This is a genomic window from Stenotrophomonas sp. KH_036_B (genome assembly GCF_057839485.1).
Genome location: NZ_CM174491.1, coordinates 2039547 through 2058231, shown reverse-complemented (window position 1 = coordinate 2058231; position 18685 = coordinate 2039547). Strand labels below are relative to the sequence as shown.

General features: G+C 68.2%; 17 protein-coding genes. All 17 read left to right on the top strand.

Annotated elements, in window-relative coordinates; all coding sequences use genetic code 11:
* Positions 1 to 118: 118 nt before the first annotated feature.
* The 17 genes from AC3ITN_RS09405 to AC3ITN_RS09325 all read left to right on the top strand — a co-directional run bounded on the left by AC3ITN_RS09405 (position 119) and on the right by AC3ITN_RS09325 (position 18114).
* Positions 119 to 1348: a flagellin gene (locus AC3ITN_RS09405; protein WP_489392757.1), complete on the top strand. Its 1230-nt coding sequence runs from the start codon at positions 119 to 121 to the stop codon at positions 1346 to 1348.
* A gap of 801 nt (positions 1349 to 2149) precedes the next feature.
* A complete protein-coding gene (gene fliD, locus AC3ITN_RS09400; protein WP_313349030.1) occupies positions 2150 to 3508 on the top strand; it encodes a flagellar filament capping protein FliD in 1359 nt (452 codons plus the stop codon).
* A 106-nt stretch (positions 3509 to 3614) separates the two neighbouring features.
* Positions 3615 to 4031 (top strand): flagellar export chaperone FliS, encoded by a 417-nt coding sequence (fliS, locus tag AC3ITN_RS09395; protein ID WP_313349028.1) that lies wholly within the window; start codon positions 3615 to 3617, stop codon positions 4029 to 4031.
* Positions 4031 to 4345, top strand: a complete 315-nt coding sequence (locus AC3ITN_RS09390; protein WP_313349026.1) for a hypothetical protein — start codon at positions 4031 to 4033, stop codon at positions 4343 to 4345. Before fliS ends, AC3ITN_RS09390 begins: the two co-directional genes overlap by 1 nt.
* Positions 4342 to 4923 (top strand): PilZ domain-containing protein, encoded by a 582-nt coding sequence (locus AC3ITN_RS09385; RefSeq protein ID WP_313349025.1) that lies wholly within the window; start codon positions 4342 to 4344, stop codon positions 4921 to 4923. Before AC3ITN_RS09390 ends, AC3ITN_RS09385 begins: the two co-directional genes overlap by 4 nt.
* A 295-nt stretch (positions 4924 to 5218) precedes the next feature.
* Entirely contained in the window at positions 5219 to 5851 is a 633-nt protein-coding gene (locus AC3ITN_RS09380; RefSeq protein WP_313349024.1) for a response regulator, read from the top strand.
* A 261-nt stretch (positions 5852 to 6112) separates the two neighbouring features.
* A complete protein-coding gene (rpoN, locus tag AC3ITN_RS09375) occupies positions 6113 to 7522 on the top strand; it encodes an RNA polymerase factor sigma-54 (RefSeq protein ID WP_489392756.1) in 1410 nt (469 codons plus the stop codon).
* A gap of 14 nt (positions 7523 to 7536) precedes the next feature.
* Positions 7537 to 7914 carry a response regulator gene (locus AC3ITN_RS09370; RefSeq protein ID WP_313349018.1) on the top strand — a complete coding sequence of 126 codons (378 nt, stop codon included), beginning with the start codon at positions 7537 to 7539 and terminating at the stop codon, positions 7912 to 7914.
* Positions 7911 to 9407 (top strand): sigma-54 dependent transcriptional regulator, encoded by a 1497-nt coding sequence (locus AC3ITN_RS09365; RefSeq protein ID WP_313349016.1) that lies wholly within the window; start codon positions 7911 to 7913, stop codon positions 9405 to 9407. The genes AC3ITN_RS09370 and AC3ITN_RS09365 overlap by 4 nt, the downstream gene beginning before the upstream one ends.
* Before the next feature lie 202 nt (positions 9408 to 9609).
* Positions 9610 to 10737, top strand: a complete 1128-nt coding sequence (locus tag AC3ITN_RS09360) for a YadA family autotransporter adhesin (protein ID WP_489392755.1) — start codon at positions 9610 to 9612, stop codon at positions 10735 to 10737.
* Positions 10738 to 11474: 737 nt separating this feature from the next.
* On the top strand, positions 11475 to 11834 hold the full coding sequence (gene fliE, locus AC3ITN_RS09355) for a flagellar hook-basal body complex protein FliE (protein WP_489392754.1): 360 nt from the start codon (positions 11475 to 11477) through the stop codon (positions 11832 to 11834).
* A 12-nt stretch (positions 11835 to 11846) separates the two neighbouring features.
* Entirely contained in the window at positions 11847 to 13493 is a 1647-nt protein-coding gene (gene fliF / locus AC3ITN_RS09350; RefSeq protein ID WP_313348449.1) for a flagellar basal-body MS-ring/collar protein FliF, read from the top strand.
* Entirely contained in the window at positions 13486 to 14490 is a 1005-nt protein-coding gene (gene fliG / locus AC3ITN_RS09345; protein WP_489392753.1) for a flagellar motor switch protein FliG, read from the top strand. The genes fliF and fliG overlap by 8 nt, the downstream gene beginning before the upstream one ends.
* On the top strand, positions 14487 to 15122 hold the full coding sequence (locus AC3ITN_RS09340; protein ID WP_313348451.1) for a FliH/SctL family protein: 636 nt from the start codon (positions 14487 to 14489) through the stop codon (positions 15120 to 15122). Before fliG ends, AC3ITN_RS09340 begins: the two co-directional genes overlap by 4 nt.
* Complete coding sequence (locus tag AC3ITN_RS09335; protein WP_489392752.1) at positions 15119 to 16501, top strand: FliI/YscN family ATPase; 1383 nt, start codon at positions 15119 to 15121, stop codon at positions 16499 to 16501. Before AC3ITN_RS09340 ends, AC3ITN_RS09335 begins: the two co-directional genes overlap by 4 nt.
* Positions 16502 to 16504: 3 nt before the next feature.
* On the top strand, positions 16505 to 16963 hold the full coding sequence (fliJ, locus tag AC3ITN_RS09330) for a flagellar export protein FliJ (RefSeq protein ID WP_313348454.1): 459 nt from the start codon (positions 16505 to 16507) through the stop codon (positions 16961 to 16963).
* A complete protein-coding gene (locus AC3ITN_RS09325; RefSeq protein WP_489392898.1) occupies positions 16963 to 18114 on the top strand; it encodes a flagellar hook-length control protein FliK in 1152 nt (383 codons plus the stop codon). Before fliJ ends, AC3ITN_RS09325 begins: the two co-directional genes overlap by 1 nt.
* Positions 18115 to 18685 lie beyond the last annotated feature (571 nt).

Here is an 18685-nt window from a genome sequence, read left to right as displayed (position 1 = left end):
GTTATTGACATCTGGTCGTTATTGATTTCAGCCACGGCAGATCGACATCGCTTGGCTCTCCCGCAAGGGGGAAACACCTCTACCACCCGGCGACATCATCGCCACCAGGAGCAAGAAAATGGCACAAGTCATCAACACCAATGTGATGTCGCTCAACGCCCAGCGCAACCTGTCGACCAGCGGCTCCAGCCTGGCCACGACGATCCAGCGTCTGTCCTCCGGCCTGCGCATCAACAGCGCCAAGGACGACGCCGCCGGCCTCGCGATTTCCGAACGCTTCAGCACCCAGATCCGTGGCCTGGACGTTGCCGTGCGCAACGCCAACGACGGCATCTCGCTTGCCCAGACCGCCGAAGGCGCGATGGTTGAAATCGGCAACAACCTGCAGCGTATCCGTGAACTGTCGGTGCAGTCGGCCAACGCCACCAACTCCGACAGCGACCGCGACGCACTGAACGCCGAAGTCAAGCAGCTGACCTCCGAAATCGACCGCGTTTCCCGCCAGACCAACTTCAACGGCACCAAACTGCTGGACGGTTCCTTCTCCGGCGCCCTGTTCCAGGTCGGCGCCGACTCGGGCCAGACCATCGGCATCAACAGCATCGTCAATGCCAGCGCCAACGCCCTCGGCGGTGCCAAGTTCGACAGCAACAGCTTCACCGTCGGTGCCGTCGCCGCAGCAGCCAACGCCGACGTCAAGATCACCGGCATGGCCATCACCGGCGCCGACGGCAAGTCCTACACCCTTTCCGACATCAACGTGAAAGCAGGCGTCGACTCCGCCGCCACCCAGAAGGCCACCGTCGCCGCAGTGACCGCCGCGATCAACGAAAAGATGGACCAGACCGGCGTGTACGCCTCGGTCGACGGCGCCGCCGGCAAGGTCAACCTGACCTCCGTGCAGAACAGCGTCAGCGCCACCGGCACCTTCAACGCGATCGGCCTGACCGCCGGCACCTACACCGGTGGTGCCACCGCCCCGGCCGCCTACACCGCCACCACCGCCGCCGCCGGCGCCGCACTGGCCAGCAAGTTCGCCAGCGACCTGGACATCTCCTCGGTGGCCGGTGCACAGCAGGCCCTGTCGATCGTCGACAAGGCCCTGACCGCCGTGAACTCCTCGCGTGCCGACATGGGTGCGATCCAGAACCGCTTCACCTCCACCATCGCCAACCTCAACACCACCTCCGAAAACCTGTCGGCCTCGCGCAGCCGTATCCGCGACACCGACTACGCCAAGGAAACCGCCGAACTGACCCGCACGCAGATTCTGCAGCAGGCCGGCACCGCGATGCTGGCTCAGGCCAACCAGTCGCCGTCGAGCGTGATGAGCCTGCTGCAGGGTTGATGCCTGCGATGGCTGTGTAACGAAGAACCCCGCGAAAGCGGGGTTTTTTGTTGTGTGTGGGATGGGGTTGTTTGGGGGTGAACGCCGGACGGAGGGTCGACAGGGTATCTGGTTGGTTTCCGAAGATTCCGTTGTTCGTTCGGAGGTCATGAACGCCTGACAGGCGGCTTCGGCGGGTCTAAACGCCGGACGAATCATGAGCAGAGGTGTTGTATCGGTTTCGGACGGTTGTGCCGCGCTTCGCGCGGTTGCCACGCAACAGAATCATGCCCCGTTGGTCCGGATAGTCCATGGGCGCGTGGCGACGCGTTCATCGAAATGGCGTCCGGCGGTCAAGCGGCGCGGCGTGGCACTACGTCACCGTTACGTGCCCATTGAGATTTAAAGCAGTCCAATGGCCCGTATTGTTACGTGGCCATTGATATCCAAAGCAATACACCGGTCGGCCCGGGTCATTGCCGGTTGCCTGTATTTTTTCATAGGCCACCAGCCACCTGTCACAGGGTCGGCGGCGGTGGGTTTGCGGGACCGTAGAAAACATGGATGTTTTCTACGAGCCTACATGGACGTATTCACGGCGTGTCCCGCAAACCCACCGCCGCCGGCCCAACCCCGCAGCACAGGCAGACAAAAGCTCTTGCCTTGCTCCGGCGGTGCTCTGGCACGGCTCTTGCAGCTGCTCTGGCATCGCCGCGCGCACCTTTCGGTGCCTGCGGCTCAAGCCTCCCCGTTCCGGGCCGATATCACCTGCAGGAAGCGCAGGCGGTTGCGTGCCCACCTTACAAAGACAGGACTGCAGACATGGCAATTGGTTCGATTGGTACCGGCCTGGACATCCCCTCCTTCGTGGCGCAGCTCGTGGCCAAGGAGCGCGAGCCCCAGGCAAACCAGATCAATGCTGCCGGAACCGCGGCCACCGCCAAATTGTCGGCTCTCGCCACCCTGACCGGCGGCATGACCAACCTGCAGACCACCCTGGCCAGCCTCATCAAGAACGCCGACAAACCGTCGTTCAAGACCAGCACCATCACCGACTCCAACTTCACCGCCAGCATCGACACCAGCGACGGCGCCGCCTCCGCCTCCGCCGGCACCCACCAGGTGGAAGTCAAATCCCTGGCACAGGCCCAGAAGCTCAGCTCCGGCGCGTTCGCCAAGGATGCCGTCGTCGGTGACGGCAAACTGACCATCGCCTACGGCGACAAGACCCTCGAAGTGACCGTCAACGCCGACAGCAAGCTCAGCGACATCGCCGCCGCCATCAACAAGGCGGCCGGCGGCAAAGTGGTCAGCGCCAGCGTCATCACCGCCGACGATGGCCAGCATCTCATGCTCAGCGCCATCGACTCCGGCCTGGCCGGCGCCGTCACCATCACCGCCTCCGGCGGCAATGGCGGCCTCGATTCCCTGAACTACGACGGCACCGCCGGCTCCGGCATGACCCAGACCGTCGAACCCAAGGACGCCGTGGTCGTCGTGGACGGCTTCACCCGCACGTCCAGCTCCAACACCATCAGCGACATCGTCCCCGGCGTGAACCTGACCCTGACCAAGGCAGGCACCGAGGCGGGCAAGACCCAGACCCTGACGATCACCCGCGACAACACCGCGCTGAAGACCGACATGGCCGCGTTCGTCGCCGCCTACAACGCCATCAACAACGCCCTGAAGTCCACCAGCGCCTACAACGCCACCAGCAAGACCGCCGCCGCCCTGACCGGCGACGCCATGGTGCGCGGCCTCCAGCAGCAGCTGCGCAGCCAGTTCAGCAGCAACATCAACGGCCTCAAGGACATGGGCGTGACCATGGCCGCCGACGGTACCCTGACCCTCGACAGCGGCAAGATGGAAACCGCCATCGCCAAGGACCCCGATGCCGTCGCCCGCCTGTTCGGCAAGGATGGCGCCATCGGCAAGCCCATGGACACGCTGATCAAGTCCAACCTGGACAAGGAAACCGGCACGCTCACCCAGCGTACCAACTCGCTCAACAAGCAGATCAAGGACCTGGAAAGCCGCCTGGACGCGCTCGACGCGCGCATGGAAAAGGTCACCGACCGGTACACCAAGCAGTTCACCGCGATGGAAACCATGGTCAGCCAGATGCAGACCACCAGCGACGGCCTGACCCAGGCCCTGGCCAAAAAGACCAGCAGCTGAGTCCTCGCGCGGCAACGCTCAAGTTTCCGCACCGCACCGCCGATATTCATGGCAGCACCCACCACCTCACCCTGTGGCGCGGGCTGGCCCAGAGGAGAAATTTCGAATGTACGGTTCCAGCCGTCAGTACGCAGAACAGTACCGCAAGGTCGGTGTTTCCAGCGCCGTCAACGATGCCGACCCGCACAAGCTGGTGGCCATGTTGCTGGCCGGCGCCTGCGAGCGCATCCGCCTGGCCGAAGCCTGCCTGGAGCGCAACGACCAGGCCCGCAAGGGCAAGGCGATCGGCGAGGCCTGCGCCATCGTTGGCCATCTCAACGGCTCGCTCGACCACGAAGCGGGCGGTGACATTGCCGGCAACCTCTCGGCCCTGTACGACTACGTCATGCAGCGCCTGACCGACGCCAACCTGCACAACGATGCCGCCGCCCTGCAGGAATCGCTGCAGCTGCTGACCGAGATCGACGCCGCCTGGAACGCCATCCCCCACGACCAGCGCCAGCCCGCTGCGGCAGGCGCCTGATGCACGCCGCCCTCGCCACCGACGTACTGCAGCCCCTGCACGACGCGCTGGACGAGTTGTCGCGCGCCGTCGAGGGTGAAGACCACGACCTGACCCAGCGGCTGATGGATGCCTATGACGAGCAGGTGCGGGCCTACCTGGACGAACACGATGCACGCATCGACGCCGGCTCCCTGCGCGGCCTGATCGCCCGCCAGCAGCAGGTGAGCATCCGCATGGCCGCCCGCCGCGACGAGGCGGCCACCCATCTCACCGCCGATCGACGCGCCGTTCGCGCCTCCCTCGCCTACCTCCGGGCAGAATCACTGACATGAGCGACCTTCGCCCCAGCGACATCCATCATCCGGCCGAAAGCGAGCTGTTCGATGAAACGCTGAGCTGCGAAGTCGCCCTGCCCGCGGAGTTCCGCCTCGGCAGCGCGGTGATCCGCCCCGGCAGTGCCGAAACCCTGCTGCGCAGTGTTGCCCTGGTCGAGGACTCCCGGGGCGACGACGGCCATGACGACCGTGGTGAGAGCACCCTCCAGCTGCAGCGCCTGGAGGCCAAGCTGGACCTCACCATGGTGCTGCTGGGCCGCCTGGTCCGCCAGAGCACCCAGGACCTGGACCTGCGCCCGCTGAGATGGTCGCGGCGCGGCATCCGCCTGGAACTGGGCACCCGCACCAGCGCCGCCCCCGGCAGCCTGGGGCTGATCCGCCTGCAGCCGTGCGATTGGCTGCCCGACCATATCGACCTGCCGGTCTCCGTGCTGGCCGAGGCCGCCAACGGCTCGGGCGCCTACTTCCTGTGGCTGCGCTTCGAGCCCATGAGCGACGCGCTGGAGATGGCCCTCGAACGCCACCTGTTCCGCCTGCACCGCCGCCAGATCGCCGACGCCCGCCGGCAGCGGTAGCCCGCAGGGCTACCGCGTAGTGCCGGCCGCTGGCCGGCTCCGCACGATGCAGGGCTACCGCGTAGTGCCGGCCGCTGGCCGGCTCCGCACGATGCAGGGCTACCGCGTAGTGCCGGCCGCTGGCCGGCTCCGCACGATGCTGGGTTCCGGGGAGCCGGCCAGCGGCCGGCACTACGGGCTCCGCACGATGCTGGGCTCCGTGCGGAGCCGGCCAGCGGCCGGCACTACGGCGCTTGGCTAGCGCCTCGCGCTCGGTTAATGTGAAGAACTTCCTGTCTTCACATGCCCCCTGCCCGTGCGCGTTCTCATCGTCGACGATCACACCCTGGTCCGCGCCGGCCTCAGTCGCCTGCTCCAGGGCTTTGCCGACGTGGACGTCGCCGCAGAGGCCAGCAATGCCGAGCAGGCCCTGCAGATGGCCATCCAGCATTCGCCCGACGTCATCCTGATGGACCTGTCCCTGCCGGGTCGCACCGGCCTGGAGGCACTGAGCGACATCCTGCTGCGCGCCCCCGGTACCCGGGTGGTGATGATGACCATGCACGATGACGCGGTGCACGTGCGCGATGCCCTGGACCGCGGAGCGGTCGGCTTCGTGGTCAAGGATGCCGCGCCCCAGGAACTGGAACTCGCCCTGCGCGCCGCGCACGCCGGCCAGGTGTTCCTGAGCCCGCAGATCTCGGCCAAGATGCTGGCGCCCATGCTGGGCCGCGAAAAGCCGGTGGGCATTGCCGCGCTGTCGCCCCGCCAGCGCGAGATCCTGCGCCAGATCGGCAAGGGCGAAAGCAACAAGGAAATCGCCGCCGACCTCGGCATCAGCGTCAAGACGGTGGAGACCCACCGCGCGCGGATGATGGAGTCGCTCGGCTGCCGCCGCGCCAACGACCTGCTCCTGCTGGCCGCCCGCCACCAGCACGAATTGGAATAGAGCGACAAATCCCCGACACCTGAAGCCTTCAGACTCGGCCTCCGTCGGAAATTTGAACCCGCAGCACGCCGCCCGCCCACGAAAACACAGGGCTTCCGCGGCACAGAGCGTCAAATAACTGGAATACGGTAGGGAATCTCCCCACACGCTGTCGGGAGCTTGACGACCCCTATCAGGAACCCCCTGATTACCCCCCCGCCGGATCACAAGCAAGATGTGTTCCAGAACGCACCGGGGAGTCGGTGCGACGGGGAAAAACGCATGAAGCCGATGATGTCGACCCAGCTGGGTCAGCAGCTGCACCTCACGCCGCAGCTGCTGCAGTCGATCCGCCTGTTGCAGCTGGATGGCATGCAGCTGGAGCTGGAGATCCGCCGTGCGTTGGAGACCAATCCGCTGCTGGAGCTGGAAGAGGCCCCCGAGCAGACCGCCGCCGACACCAGCGACGCCACCACCACCACCGACGTGGCCGCGTTCGACGAACTGCCCGAGACGGCGATGTGGGACGTGGCCGGTGCCAGCTGGCACGACGGTGACGACGACCGCCTGCAGCGCATCGCCGCCGACGAGTCCAGCGATCCCCAGCTGCGCGCCCTGCAGCGCCTGTCGCTGGAGCTGGATGACCGCGAACTGGCCGTGGCCGCTTTCTGGCTGGAGCATTGCGACGACGCCGGCTACCTGGACGCGCCGCTGGAGCAGCTGACCCTGCTGGCCAGCGCCCACACCGATATCGACGCCGCCGGCGTAGAGGCCGTACGCCAGCGCATCCTGCACGGCGACCCGGCCGGGCTGGCCGCCCGCGACCTGCACGAATGCCTGTCGGTCCAGCTGCACACCCTGCATGGCCGCGTGCCGGCCCGCCATCTGGCCCAGCGCGTACTGGACCAGGGCCTGGAGCACCTGGCCGCGCACGACTACCCCGCCCTGGCCCGGCAGCTGGACGCCGAAGTAGCCGACATCCATGAAGCGGTGCGGCTGATCCTGTCGCTGCAGCCGCGGCCGGGCGAAAGCCTGCTGCCGGGCAGCACCGGCGTGGTCATTCCCGATGTGATCGCCTGGCATGCCGACAACCAGTGGCGCGTTGCACTGAACCCGGCCACCAGCCGCCGCCTCAGCATCAACCCGAGCTATGAGCACGCGTTGAGCGACGCCGGCGACAGCGCCCAGCCGCTGCGCGACATGCTGCAGGAAGCCCGCTGGCTCACCCGTGGCCTCTCGATGCGCTACGACACCCTGCTGCGCACCACCCGGGTGATCATCGAGCGCCAGGCCGGCTTCCTGACCCGCGGTGAAGAGGCCATGGCCCCCCTCACCCTCAAGGAAGTGGCCGACGCCATCGGCATGCACGAGTCCACGGTCTCGCGCATCACCACCGGCAAGTACCTGCAGACCCCGCGCGGCACCCTCGAGCTGAAGCACTTCTTCGCCGTGCGCCTGGAAGGCGCCAGCGTCTCCGGGCAGGCCGTGAAGGCCATGGTCCGCCGCCTGATCGACGCCGAACCGGCCGGCCGGCCGCTGGCTGATGAGGCCATTGCGGGACTTCTGTCACGCCAGGGAGTGAACATTGCCCGCCGTACCGTTGCAAAATACCGGGAACAACTGGATATCGCCCCGGCGCGCGAGCGCCGCCGCATCAACGCCCGCCCGGCCCAACTTGCCCGGGTCGGCTGAAGGAAGTGGAAGACATGAACAAGCTCACCGTCCTGCTGGTCGATGACCACGAGGGCTTCATCAACGCCGCCATGCGCCACTTCCGCAAGGTCGACTGGCTGGACGTGATCGGCAGCGCCGCCAATGGCCTGGAAGCCATCGAGCGCTCCGAGTCGCTGCGCCCGCAGGTGGTGCTGATGGACCTGGCCATGCCGGAGATGGGCGGCCTGCAGGCGACGCGTCTGATCAAGTCGCAGGACGACGCGCCCTACATCGTCATCGCCAGCCACTTCGACGACGTCGAGCACCGCGAGCACGCGTTGCGTGCCGGCGCCGACAACTTCGTCAGCAAGCTGTCCTACATCCAGGAGGTCATGCCGATCCTGGAGGGCTTGAAGGAGACGGCCCCATGAGCGAGTCGCGCATCCTGGTGCTGGACAATGATGCGGTGCGTGCCGAGCGCACCGTCGCCCTGCTTGAGTTCATGGACTTCAACCCGCGCTGGATCGCCGACGCGGCCGACTTCGATACCACCCGCCACCGCGCCACCGACTGGATGGCCGTCATCATCGGTGGCCTGGAACCGGGCGCGCGCAGCGAAGCCCTGTTCGCCTGGGCCGGCCAGGGCGCCCTGCCGCCGCCGGTGATGCTGATCGACGGCGACGCGTCCAGCTTCGCCCAGCGCCATGGCCTGCACGAAGCCAACGTGTGGCCGCTGGAAGCCCCGCTGCGCCATGCGCAGATGGAAGCCCTGCTGCGCCGTGCCAGCCTCAAGCGCCTGGATGCGGAGCACCAGGCCGGTGCGGTGCAGGACCAGGGACCGACCGGCGAAGGTGCCGCCGTCACCGCGCTGCGGCTGATGATCGAACAGGTGGCTGCCTTCGATACCACCGTGCTGGTGCTGGGTGAGTCGGGCACCGGCAAGGAAGTGGTGTCGCGTTCCATCCACCAGCGTTCGCCGCGCCGCGATGGGCCGTTCGTGGCCATCAACTGTGGCGCCATTCCGGCCGACCTGCTCGAAAGCGAGTTGTTCGGTCACGAAAAGGGCGCGTTCACCGGTGCATTGAGCGCTCGCAAGGGCCGTTTCGAAATGGCCGAAGGTGGCACCCTGCTGCTGGATGAAATCGGCGACATGAGCCTGCCGATGCAGGTCAAGCTGCTGCGCGTGCTGCAGGAGCGCAGCTTCGAACGCGTCGGCGGCAACCAGACCATCCGCTGCAATGTGCGGGTGATCGCCGCCACCCACCGCGACCTGGAATCGCGCATTGCCGACGGCAAGTTCCGCGAGGATCTGTTCTACCGCCTCAACGTGTTTCCCATTGAAGTGCCGGCGCTGCGCGAGCGCAGCGAAGACCTGCCCGCGCTGGTCGGCACCATCGCCGGGCAGCTGGCCCGCACCGGCCGTGGCGAAGTCCGTTTCAGCGCCGAAGCACTGCAGGCCTTGGCCAGCTACGAGTGGCCCGGCAATGTGCGCGAACTGACCAACCTGGTCGAGCGCCTGGCCGTGCTGCACCCGTCCGGCAACGTGCGCGTGCAGGACCTGCCGGCACGCTATCGCGGCGATTTCGCTGCAGCGGCGCCGGTGGTGGTGGCCGCACCGGCCGCGCCGGCCGACGAGCGCCTGGACCTGCGCAGCTTTTCGTTCCACACCCCTTCCACGGGTGGCGCCACGGCACCCAACGGCGACGCCGGTGCAGCCGATCGTGCCCCGGCGCTGCCCGACGCCGGGCTGGACCTGCGCAACCACATGGCCAACATCGAGTTGACCCTGATCAACGAAGCGCTGGAACGCACCCAGGGCGTGGTCGCCCATGCGGCGCAGCTGCTGGGTCTGCGCCGCACCACGCTGGTGGAGAAACTGCGCAAGTACGGCATCGAACGCGACCAGCCCGAACTGGCGGGTTGATCCACAGCGCAGGCTGGCGCTCCAGGCCCGGGCTCACCCGGGCCTTCTCATTTTCACCTTGCCATGACAAAGCGCCGACTACGTTCGCCACACACGCAGGGTACGGGGGCTTCAGGTCCGGGCCTGCGGGGAATCGGGGGATTCTCTCGGTCGCCTGGCGCGCAGAACGCGCCAGCCCGCACCGTCGTCGAGGACCTCGATCATGGCTCGTTCCCTGCATTCGTCTGTCTCTGCGGCCCGCGTCGCCGCCCGCGTTCCCTCCCTCGCCCGCCTGGCCTTTGCGCTGGCCATCGCGCTGGGCAGTTCGTCCGCCTTTGCGCAGTCGATCTGCGACACCACCGGCGCCGCCGCACCGCCGACGGCTACCGGCACCGGCGGGTCCTTCGCCTGCGGTGACGCGGCCAACGCCAGCGGCGCCACTTCCACCGCGTTAGGCAGCGATGCCATTTCTGCGGGTGGCAACTCCACCGCGGTGGGCGCCTCAAGCCGCTCGTCCGGCGACTTCTCGTCCGCCCTCGGCCGCAGCGCCAATTCCAGCGGCGCTGCATCCACCGCCGTCGGCTACAACGCGGCGGCCAGCGCTGCCAATGCAATGGCGTTCGGCTCGAACTCGGTCGCCAGCGGTGCAAATGCCAGCGCCCTGGGCACTGGCGCCACCGCCTCCGGTGCCGACAGCACCGCACTGGGCAATGCCGCCAGCGCGACTGCCGCCAACTCGGTGGCGCTCGGTGCCGGTTCGGTCGCCGACGAGGACAACACGGTTTCGGTCGGTGCCGCCGGGGCGGAACGCAAGGTCACCAACGTGGCGGCAGGCACCAACGACACCGACGCCGTCAACGTCAGCCAGCTCAATGACACCGCCGCAACCACGCTCGCCTCCGCCAACACGTACACCGACCAGGCGGCCGGCGACACGTTGACTGCGGCCAACACCTACACCGACCAGCAGATCAGCCTGCTGGGTGCCGGCGGCGGCGTCGCATCGGCGGACCTGGAGCAGCTGCGCACCGACATGAATGATCGCTTCGCCGGCGTTGAGGGTCGCCTCGATGGCGTGGACGCTCGCCTCGATGGGATTGACGAGCACCTGCGCAAGATGGACCGCCGCATCGGCCGCCAAGGCGCCATGACCGCGGCACTGGTGCAGAGCTCGGGCATGCCGGAGGTGGGTGAAAACTACCTCGGCGCAGGGGTAGGCTGGTCCGGAGGCGAGAACGCGTTTGCCGCATCCTTCCGCCGGCGGTTCAGCGAGCACTTCTCCGCTTCGGTGGGCGGTGCCACCAGCGGCAGTGAAAGCTCGGTAGGTGTTGGCGCCGGCTTCACCTGGTAGCCCGCGACGGCGCGTTGGGTGCCCGGCCAGCCCGGGCGCCCTCAAGGACAGCGAAGATCACTCGGGACAGGGGAGGCATTGCCTCCTCTGCCCCTTTTCTGGTTCCGCTCCCATCTGAGGGAGCGTTTCATTCCAGGGCCGTAGAAGCTTAGCGCCCGGTCTTCGATCGGATCTGCCGCGAGCGTTGAGGGCCCCGCCGCGGCCGGCAGGCCCCTATGCAAATGTCCCCCGGCGTCGGCCTTCGCCGCCGCCTCCTCCTTTACTTTGCCAGGGACCTACCGGCCGCGACGGGGCTCGGCTTGCGGTGCGCAGGGAAAAGCGGATGTCACGGTGCCAACGCCGGTGGGGCGAGTGCGGGGCCGGCATGCCCTTGTGGCGAAGTAAAGGAGGAGGGGGCGGCCGAAGGCCGACGCCGGGGGACATTCGCAGGCAAGGGTATGGCGGCCCCGCACTCGACCCACCGGCAGCCGCTGTGGCCTAACCTCCTCCGTCCCCTTTTTCCGCTGTGGCTTAACCTCCTCCGTCCCCTTTTGTTGCGCGACGGTTTCCCGACGCCGGGCTTCCGGCGCCAGCCCTGCGTCGCCCCTCGCAGCCGCATTCCGTCGCCCGGGCCCTGTAACCGGTTGCACTTCGGGCCTGCGCGCCCCGCCATCACGACATCGCTGAACCACTCAGCGGTTTCGGCACGGCACTTGCAACGTGTTCACTCGAAACCCCCAACCGCCGGAACGTTCCAGATGTCCCACTCCGTCACCTCGATCCTTTCCCAGATCCGCTCCTACCAGACCCAGGTCGGGCAGCCGATCAGTCCGTTGGCCGAAACGCCGCAGACCAATGCCCTGCAGGGCCTGGTGTCGCCGCAGAACGTCCAGGGCCCGAGCTTCACCGAGACCCTGCGCGGCGCGATCGCCGGCGTGAACGAGGCCCAGCAGAAATCCGGCGCCCTCGCCCGCGCCTTCGAGCTGGGTGAACCCGGCGCCGACCTGGCCAAGGTCATGGTCGCCTCGCAGCAGTCCCAGATCGCCTTCCGCGCCACCGTGGAAGTCCGCAACCGTCTCGTCCAGGCTTACCAGGACGTGATGAACATGCCGCTGTAAGGATAGAAACGCATGGCCCTGTCGCTCACCAAGGAATCCCTGAACGCCGAAAAGGCGGGCCAGTGGTTCGACCGGCTGCAAAGCCTGCAGATCACCCGTCGGCTCGGCCTGATGGCGATGATCGCCGTGGCCGTTGCGGCAGGCCTGTTCGTGTTCTTCTGGTCGCAGAAGCCGGGGATGGTGCCGCTGTACACCGGCCTGGACCAGAAGGCCACCGCCGAGGCGACCGACCTGCTGCGCGCCGCGCAGATTCCGTTCGAACTGGACCCGGCCACCGGCGGCATCACCGTGCCGGAAAAGAACCTGCACGACGCCCGCCTGAAACTGGCCGGCTCCGGCCTGACCGACAGCGGCCGCCTCGGCTTCGAGCTGATGGAACGCGACCCGGGCTTCGGCGTCAGCCAGTTCATGGAAAATGCGCGCTACCAGCATTCGCTGGAAACCGAGCTGTCGCGCACCATCAACACCCTGCGCCCGGTGCGCGATTCGCGCGTGCACCTGGCCATTCCCAAGCCCAGCGCCTTCACCCGCCAGCGCGACGTGGCCAGCGCCTCGGTGGTGCTGGAACTGCGCGGCGGCCAGCAGCTTGAGCGCGGCCAGATCGATGCCATCGTGCACATGGTGGCTGCCAGCATTCCCGACCTCGCGCCCGAGCGCGTCACCGTGGTCGACCAGAGCGGGCGCATGCTCAGCGTGTCCGACCCGAACAGCGAAGCGGCCTTGAACGCCGCTCAGTTCGACCAGGTGCGCCGCCAGGAAACCTCGTTCAACCAGCGCATCCGTGAGCTGCTCGAGCCGATGACCGGCCCCGGCCGGGTGAATCCGGAAGTCAGCGTGGACATGGACTTCTCGGTGATCGAAGAAGCCCGCGAGCTGTACAACGGCGAGCCGCAGAAGCTGCGCAGCGAACAGACCAGCGAGAACAGCACCAGCACCCCCGGCCCGCAGGGTGTTCCGGGTGCGGCCAGCAACACCCCGCCAGGCCCGGCGGCCGCACCGGCCACCGCCGCCACGCCGACCGAGACCTCGCGCAATGCCACCCGCAACTTCGAGCTGGACCGCACCCTGCAGCACACCCGCCAGCCGGCCGGTCGCATCAAGCGCGTTTCGGTGGCGGTGCTGATGGACAACGTGCCGCGCCCCGGCGCCAACGGCAAGACCGTGGAACAGCCCCTGTCGGCGGCCGAGCTCACCCGCGTCGAAGCGCTGGTCAAGCAGGCCGTGGGCTTCGATGCCGAACGCGGCGACACCGTGTCGGTGATGAACGCCCCGTTCGTGCGTGAAGTCACCCCGGTTGAAGGGCCCAAGTGGTGGGAACTGCCGCAGGTGCAGGACGGGCTGCGGCTGCTGCTGGGCGCCATCGTGGTGCTCGCCCTGGTGTTCGGCGTGCTGCGCCCGGCGCTGCGCTCGATCACCGGGCAGGCAAAGAAGCCGTCCGCCAACGACAGCCTGGAACCGCACAGCGCCGACGTGCAGCTGGTGGACGACGGCGACGGCCTGCCCGCGCTTGGCTCGGACCGTGTGAACCTGTCCGGGCATGAGCCGTTGGCCCTGCCGGTGGACTCCTACGAGGAACGACTGCGCATGGCGCGTGAAGCTGTAAAGACCGATTCGAAGCGTGTGGCGCAGGTCGTCAAGGGCTGGGTGGCCAATGACTGACGTCGCCCCCCTCAACGGCGTGCAGCGCGCCGCCGTGCTGCTGCTCTCCCTCGGCGAAGTGGAGGCGGCCGATGTGCTGCGCCACATGGAGCCCAAGGAAGTGCAGAAAATCGGTATCGCCATGGCCACCATGAGCGACATCACCCGCGCCCAGGTAGAGGGCGTCATGGACCAGTTCAACGCGGAACTGGGGTCCAAGACCTCGCTGGGCGTCGGCTCGGACGACTACATCCGCAACATGCTGGTGCAGGCGCTGGGCAGTGAGAAGGCCGGCAACCTGATCGACCGCATCCTGCTGGGCCGCAACACCACCGGCCTGGATGCGCTGAAGTGGATGGACCCGCGTGCGGTGGCCGACCTGGTCCGCAACGAGCATCCGCAGATCATCGCCATCGTGATGGCCCACCTGGAAACCGACCAGGCCGCCGACGCGCTGAAGCTGCTGCCCGAACGCACCCGCGTTGACGTGCTGCTGCGCATCGCCACGCTGGACGGCATTCCGCCCAACGCATTGAACGAGCTCAACGAGATCATGGAGCGCCAGTTCGCCGGCAACCAGAACCTCAAGTCGTCCAACATCGGCGGCGTGCAGTGCGCGGCCAACATCCTCAACTTCATGGACAGCGGCCAGGACCAGGCCATCCTGGGCGAGATCTCGCGCATCGATGCACCGCTGAGCGCACGCATCCAGGAAAAGATGTTCGTGTTCGACGACCTGATCGACCTGGAAGACCGCGAACTGCAGCTGGTGCTGCGCGAAGTGAGCGGCGAACGCCTGGGCCTGGCCCTGCGCGGCGCCGACATCAAGGTGCGCGACAAGATCACCCGCAACATGTCCCAGCGCGCCGCCGAAATCCTGCTCGAAGACATGGAGGCACGCGGTCCGGTGCGCCTGTCCGACGTGGAAGTGGCGCAGCGCGAAATCCTGGCCATCGTCAAGCGCATGGCCGATGAGGGCACCGTCACCATTGGCGGCAACGCGGAGGCAATGCTGTGAACACTGCCGTGCGCTGGCTTGCCCCGGACCTGCTGGCCGAACCTGCACTCCCGCAGGACGACAGCTACGACCCCATCGACGAGGGTGTCGAACACGATCCCGAACCGCTGCTGCAGCTGCCTACCCTGGAGGAGATCCAGGCGATCCAGGACGCGGCGGAAAAGGACGGCTTCGAGCAGGGTCATGCCGACGGCCAGGCCCAGGGCCAGGCCGAGGTGCGTCGCCTGATCGCACAGATCGAAGGCATCCTGGACAACTTCAGCCGGCCGCTGGTACGCCTGGAGAATGAAGTGGTCGCCGCACTGGGCGAACTGGCCGTGCGCATCGCCGGCACCCTGGTCGGCCGTGCCTACCAGGCCGACCCGGCCCTGCTCGCGCAGCTGGTCGGCGAAGCGGTGGATGCCGTGGGCGGTGCCAATCGCGAAGTGGAAGTGCGCCTGCACCCCGACGACATCGCCGCACTCGCCCCGCTGCTGCAGCTGTCGCCCACCCAGCGCCTCACCCCGGACCTCAGCCTGAGCCGGGGCGACCTGCGCGTACACGCCGAGGCCGTCCGCCTCGACGGCACCCTCGAGGCGCGCCTGCGCGGCGCGCTGGATGCGGTGCTGCGGAAGTCCGGAGCCAGCGCATGAATACCGACCCCCTGCCCCCGCCCGCCGCCGACTGGTCGGCCGCCCGCAACCTGCGCCTGGCCGCGCGCCTGGACGGCATCCAGCCGGACGGCGCACACGGCCGTGGCCTGATCCGCGAAGGCGTGCTGCGCCGCGCGGTCGGCCTGACCCTGGAAGCGGTCGGCTGCGAATCGCCCATGGGCGCCAGCTGCAAGGTCGAAGTGGCCGACGGCGGCTGGGTCGATGCCGAAGTGGTCGGCTTCGCCGGTGAACGTACCTACCTGATGCCCAGCGCCGAGCTGCATGGCCTGCTGCCCAACGCGCGCGTGGTGCCGTCGCTGGGCCGCGGCGGCGTGGAAGTCGGCGAGGGCCTGCTGGGTCGCGTCATCGACAGCGACGGCGTGCCGCTCGACGGCAAGGGCCCGATCCGCGCCGAAGGCACCGTCAGCATGGCCGGCGTGTCGATCAACCCGCTGGCACGCGAGCCCATCACCCAGCCGCTGGACGTCGGCGTGCGCGCCATCAACGCCCTGCTGCCGATCGGCCGCGGCCAGCGCGTGGGCCTGTTCGCCGGCTCCGGCGTCGGCAAGTCCACCCTGCTCGGCATGATGACCCGCTACACCGCCGCCGACGTGATCGTGGTCGGCCTGATCGGCGAGCGTGGCCGCGAAGTGCGCGACTTTGTCGAGAGCACCCTGGGCGAGGAAGGCCTGCGCCGCGCCGTGGTGGTGGCCAGTCCCGCCGATCGCCCGCCGCTGGCACGCCTGCATGGCGCCTACCGCGCCACCGCCATCGCCGAATGGTTCCGCGACCAGGGCCTGAACGTGCTGCTGCTGATGGATTCGCTGACCCGTTTCGCCCAGGCCCAGCGCGAAATCGGCCTGTCGGTAGGCGAACCGCCGACCACCCGCGGCTATCCGCCGTCCGTGTTCGCCAAGCTGCCCGCGCTGGTCGAACGCGCCGGCAACGGCGCCAAGGGCCGCGGCTCGATCACCGCCTTCTACACCGTGCTGACTGAAGGCGACGATCCGCAGGATCCGATCGCCGACGCCGCCCGCGCCATTCTGGACGGCCACATCCTGCTCTCGCGCCGCGTGGCCGACAGCGGCCTGTATCCCGCCATCGACGTCGAATCGTCGGTGAGCCGCGTGGTCACCGAAATCGCCGACGAACCGTGGCGCCTGCGCATCCGCAAACTCAAGCGTCTGGTGTCCGCGTACTCCAGCAACCGCGACCTGATCGCCATCGGCGCCTACCAGCGCGGCAACGACCCGGCCACCGATGAAGCGCTGGAACGCTGGTCGGACATCGTCGAATTCCTTGGCCAGGACGTGGGCAAGGCCGCCGACCTGCCGCACAGCCAGGCGGCACTGAAGCAACTGGTCGAGAGAGAGAACTAAGCCATGATCCAGTCCAAGCGCATCGATCCCCTGCTCAAGCGGGCCCAGGACCACGAAGACGAAGTGGCCCGCGACCTGGCCGAACGCCAGCGCACGCTCGACACCCACCTGTCGCGGCTGGAAGAACTGCGCCGTTACGCCGAGGAGTACGCCAACGCACAGATGGCGGCCACCAGCCCGGCGCAGCTGCTCAACCGCCGCGCCTTCCTCGACCGCCTGGACACCGCCGTGGCCCAGCAGAGCCAGACCGTGGACAGCAACCGCGAGAAGGTCGAGGCCGAACGTGCCCGCCTGATCCTGGCCAGCCGCGACAAGGCCGTGCTCGAACAGCTGGCCGCCAGCTACCGGGCACAGGAGAAGGTCCTCGTCGACCGCCGCGACCAGCGCGAGATGGACGACCTGGGCGCCCGCCGCAGCCGCCAGGCGCAGCACCCCGACACCGACAGCGGAGAGACGCCGTGATGCCCCCCACCCTGCTTGGCGCCTCCGCGTCCGCCAGCGCCTCGACCAGCACCGGCAGCAGCGCCCGGCCCGACAGCGCGGCCGGCAGCGACCGCCGGGACTTTGACGCCCTCCTGAAAGGCGACTCCGCCGGCAAGGACACCCCCGCCAAGGCGAAGTCCAGCAAGCCCGGCAGCGCCGACACCAGCAACACGGCGCCCGGCGACGCGCCCAAGCGCCCCGGCGCCAAGGATGCCACCGACGCCACCGACGCCACCGAACCGTCCACCGCGCAGACCGCCGCAGCCACCGACACACCGGCCGCGTCCGAGCCTGCCGACGACGCCGACGCCGCCCCATGGCCCCCGCTGGGCCTGGCCGGCCTCGCCCTGACCGGTCTCGACGCCGTCACCGTGGCCGCCGCCCCCGCTGCCAACGCCGACGCCACCGCCCTGGCCAAGGCCGATCCCCTGCTGACCACCCTGCCCGCCCCCCCTTCCACCGCACCCGCGGCACCCGCCCTCGCGGGCGCCGCCGCGCCGGCCGGTGCCACCCACAGCGCCGCAGCCACCGGCGCGATCGCGCTGCCGCTCGACGCCGAGGTCAGCGACGACACCGCGCTGCCCAAGGCCCTGGCCGACGCCATCGCCGCCACCGACCCTGACGCTCCCACCACCCCGTTCCTGCACGCCCTGCACGCCGCCGCCGAACTCAAGACCGGCGCCGCCTCCGTGCCGTTCAGTGGCGACCCCACCGCCACCCCGCATGTGGGTGGCGACGACTTCGACGACGCCATGAGCGCCCGCGTCGGCTGGCTCGCCGACCAGAAGATCGGCCATGCCGTCATCAAGGTCACCCCGCACGACCTGGGCCAGATCGAAGTCCGCCTGCAGATGGACGGCGACAAGGTCCACGCCAGCTTCAGCAGCGCCCACGCCGACGTCCGCCACGCCCTCGAATCCAGCATCCCGCGCCTGCGTGAAATGCTCAACGACCAGGGCTTCCAGCTCGGCAACGCCGATGTCGGCCATCAGCACACCGCGCAGGACGGCAAGGCCGGCGGCGGCCAAGCGGGCCACGGCAACGGCGACGGCGACGTGGGATTGGTCGAGACCACCGTCTCCCCATCACAGCTGATGCGCCAGCGCGGCCTGGTCGACGCGTACGCCTGATCCTTGCGAAGGTCCCCAGGGCAGCTGGCCGTTGGCCAGCCGCTTCATGCATTCAGGCGAACAGCCCTTTGCTGATGCATGCCCCGGGCTGGGCCGTCCGGTGCGGGTTTGCGGGACACGCCGTGAATACGTCCGTGTAGGCTCGTAGAAAACATCCATGTTTTCTACGGTCCCGCAAACCCGCCCCGGCCGACCCTCGACAGTGCACCGGTGGCCAAAGGAAAAGCCGATGGTCCGAGCGCTTCATGCATCCTGTTTTGGACATGCTCCCGCTTCTTCCCGTGGCAACGACACACTGTCAAAGGCGGGTCGGGGCGGGTTTGCGGGGGTGTAGAAAACATGGATGTTTTCTACAAGCCCCCATGGGTGAAGGCGCACTGCTTGCGAGGCACTGCCTCGCGTGCGACTGAACGCCCAACCGCTGGCGGTTGGGCCGGGGCCCGGAGGGCGGTTCACGGCGTCCCCCGCAAACCCGCACCGTCCCGCCAAGCCAGGGGAACCACTGGCCACCCGCTGTTCGCCGAAATGCATGCCGCTGCCGGGCGACGCCCGGCGCCCCATGGACTGTCGA

Bases quoted from the DNA above. Each gene is read 5' to 3' on its own strand.
- AC3ITN_RS09405 (WP_489392757.1), top strand. From the start codon at position 119: ATGGCACAAGTCATCAACACCAATGTGATGTCGCTCAACGCCCAGCGC.
- fliD (WP_313349030.1), top strand. From the start codon at position 2,150: ATGGCAATTGGTTCGATTGGTACCGGCCTGGACATCCCCTCCTTCGTG.
- fliS (WP_313349028.1), top strand. From the start codon at position 3,615: ATGTACGGTTCCAGCCGTCAGTACGCAGAACAGTACCGCAAGGTCGGT.
- AC3ITN_RS09390 (WP_313349026.1), top strand. From the start codon at position 4,031: ATGCACGCCGCCCTCGCCACCGACGTACTGCAGCCCCTGCACGACGCG.
- AC3ITN_RS09385 (WP_313349025.1), top strand. From the start codon at position 4,342: ATGAGCGACCTTCGCCCCAGCGACATCCATCATCCGGCCGAAAGCGAG.
- rpoN (WP_489392756.1), top strand. From the start codon at position 6,113: ATGAAGCCGATGATGTCGACCCAGCTGGGTCAGCAGCTGCACCTCACG.
- AC3ITN_RS09370 (WP_313349018.1), top strand. From the start codon at position 7,537: ATGAACAAGCTCACCGTCCTGCTGGTCGATGACCACGAGGGCTTCATC.
- AC3ITN_RS09365 (WP_313349016.1), top strand. From the start codon at position 7,911: ATGAGCGAGTCGCGCATCCTGGTGCTGGACAATGATGCGGTGCGTGCC.
- AC3ITN_RS09360 (WP_489392755.1), top strand. From the start codon at position 9,610: ATGGCTCGTTCCCTGCATTCGTCTGTCTCTGCGGCCCGCGTCGCCGCC.
- fliE (WP_489392754.1), top strand. From the start codon at position 11,475: ATGTCCCACTCCGTCACCTCGATCCTTTCCCAGATCCGCTCCTACCAG.
- fliF (WP_313348449.1), top strand. From the start codon at position 11,847: ATGGCCCTGTCGCTCACCAAGGAATCCCTGAACGCCGAAAAGGCGGGC.
- fliG (WP_489392753.1), top strand. From the start codon at position 13,486: ATGACTGACGTCGCCCCCCTCAACGGCGTGCAGCGCGCCGCCGTGCTG.
- AC3ITN_RS09335 (WP_489392752.1), top strand. From the start codon at position 15,119: ATGAATACCGACCCCCTGCCCCCGCCCGCCGCCGACTGGTCGGCCGCC.
- fliJ (WP_313348454.1), top strand. From the start codon at position 16,505: ATGATCCAGTCCAAGCGCATCGATCCCCTGCTCAAGCGGGCCCAGGAC.
- AC3ITN_RS09325 (WP_489392898.1), top strand. From the start codon at position 16,963: ATGCCCCCCACCCTGCTTGGCGCCTCCGCGTCCGCCAGCGCCTCGACC.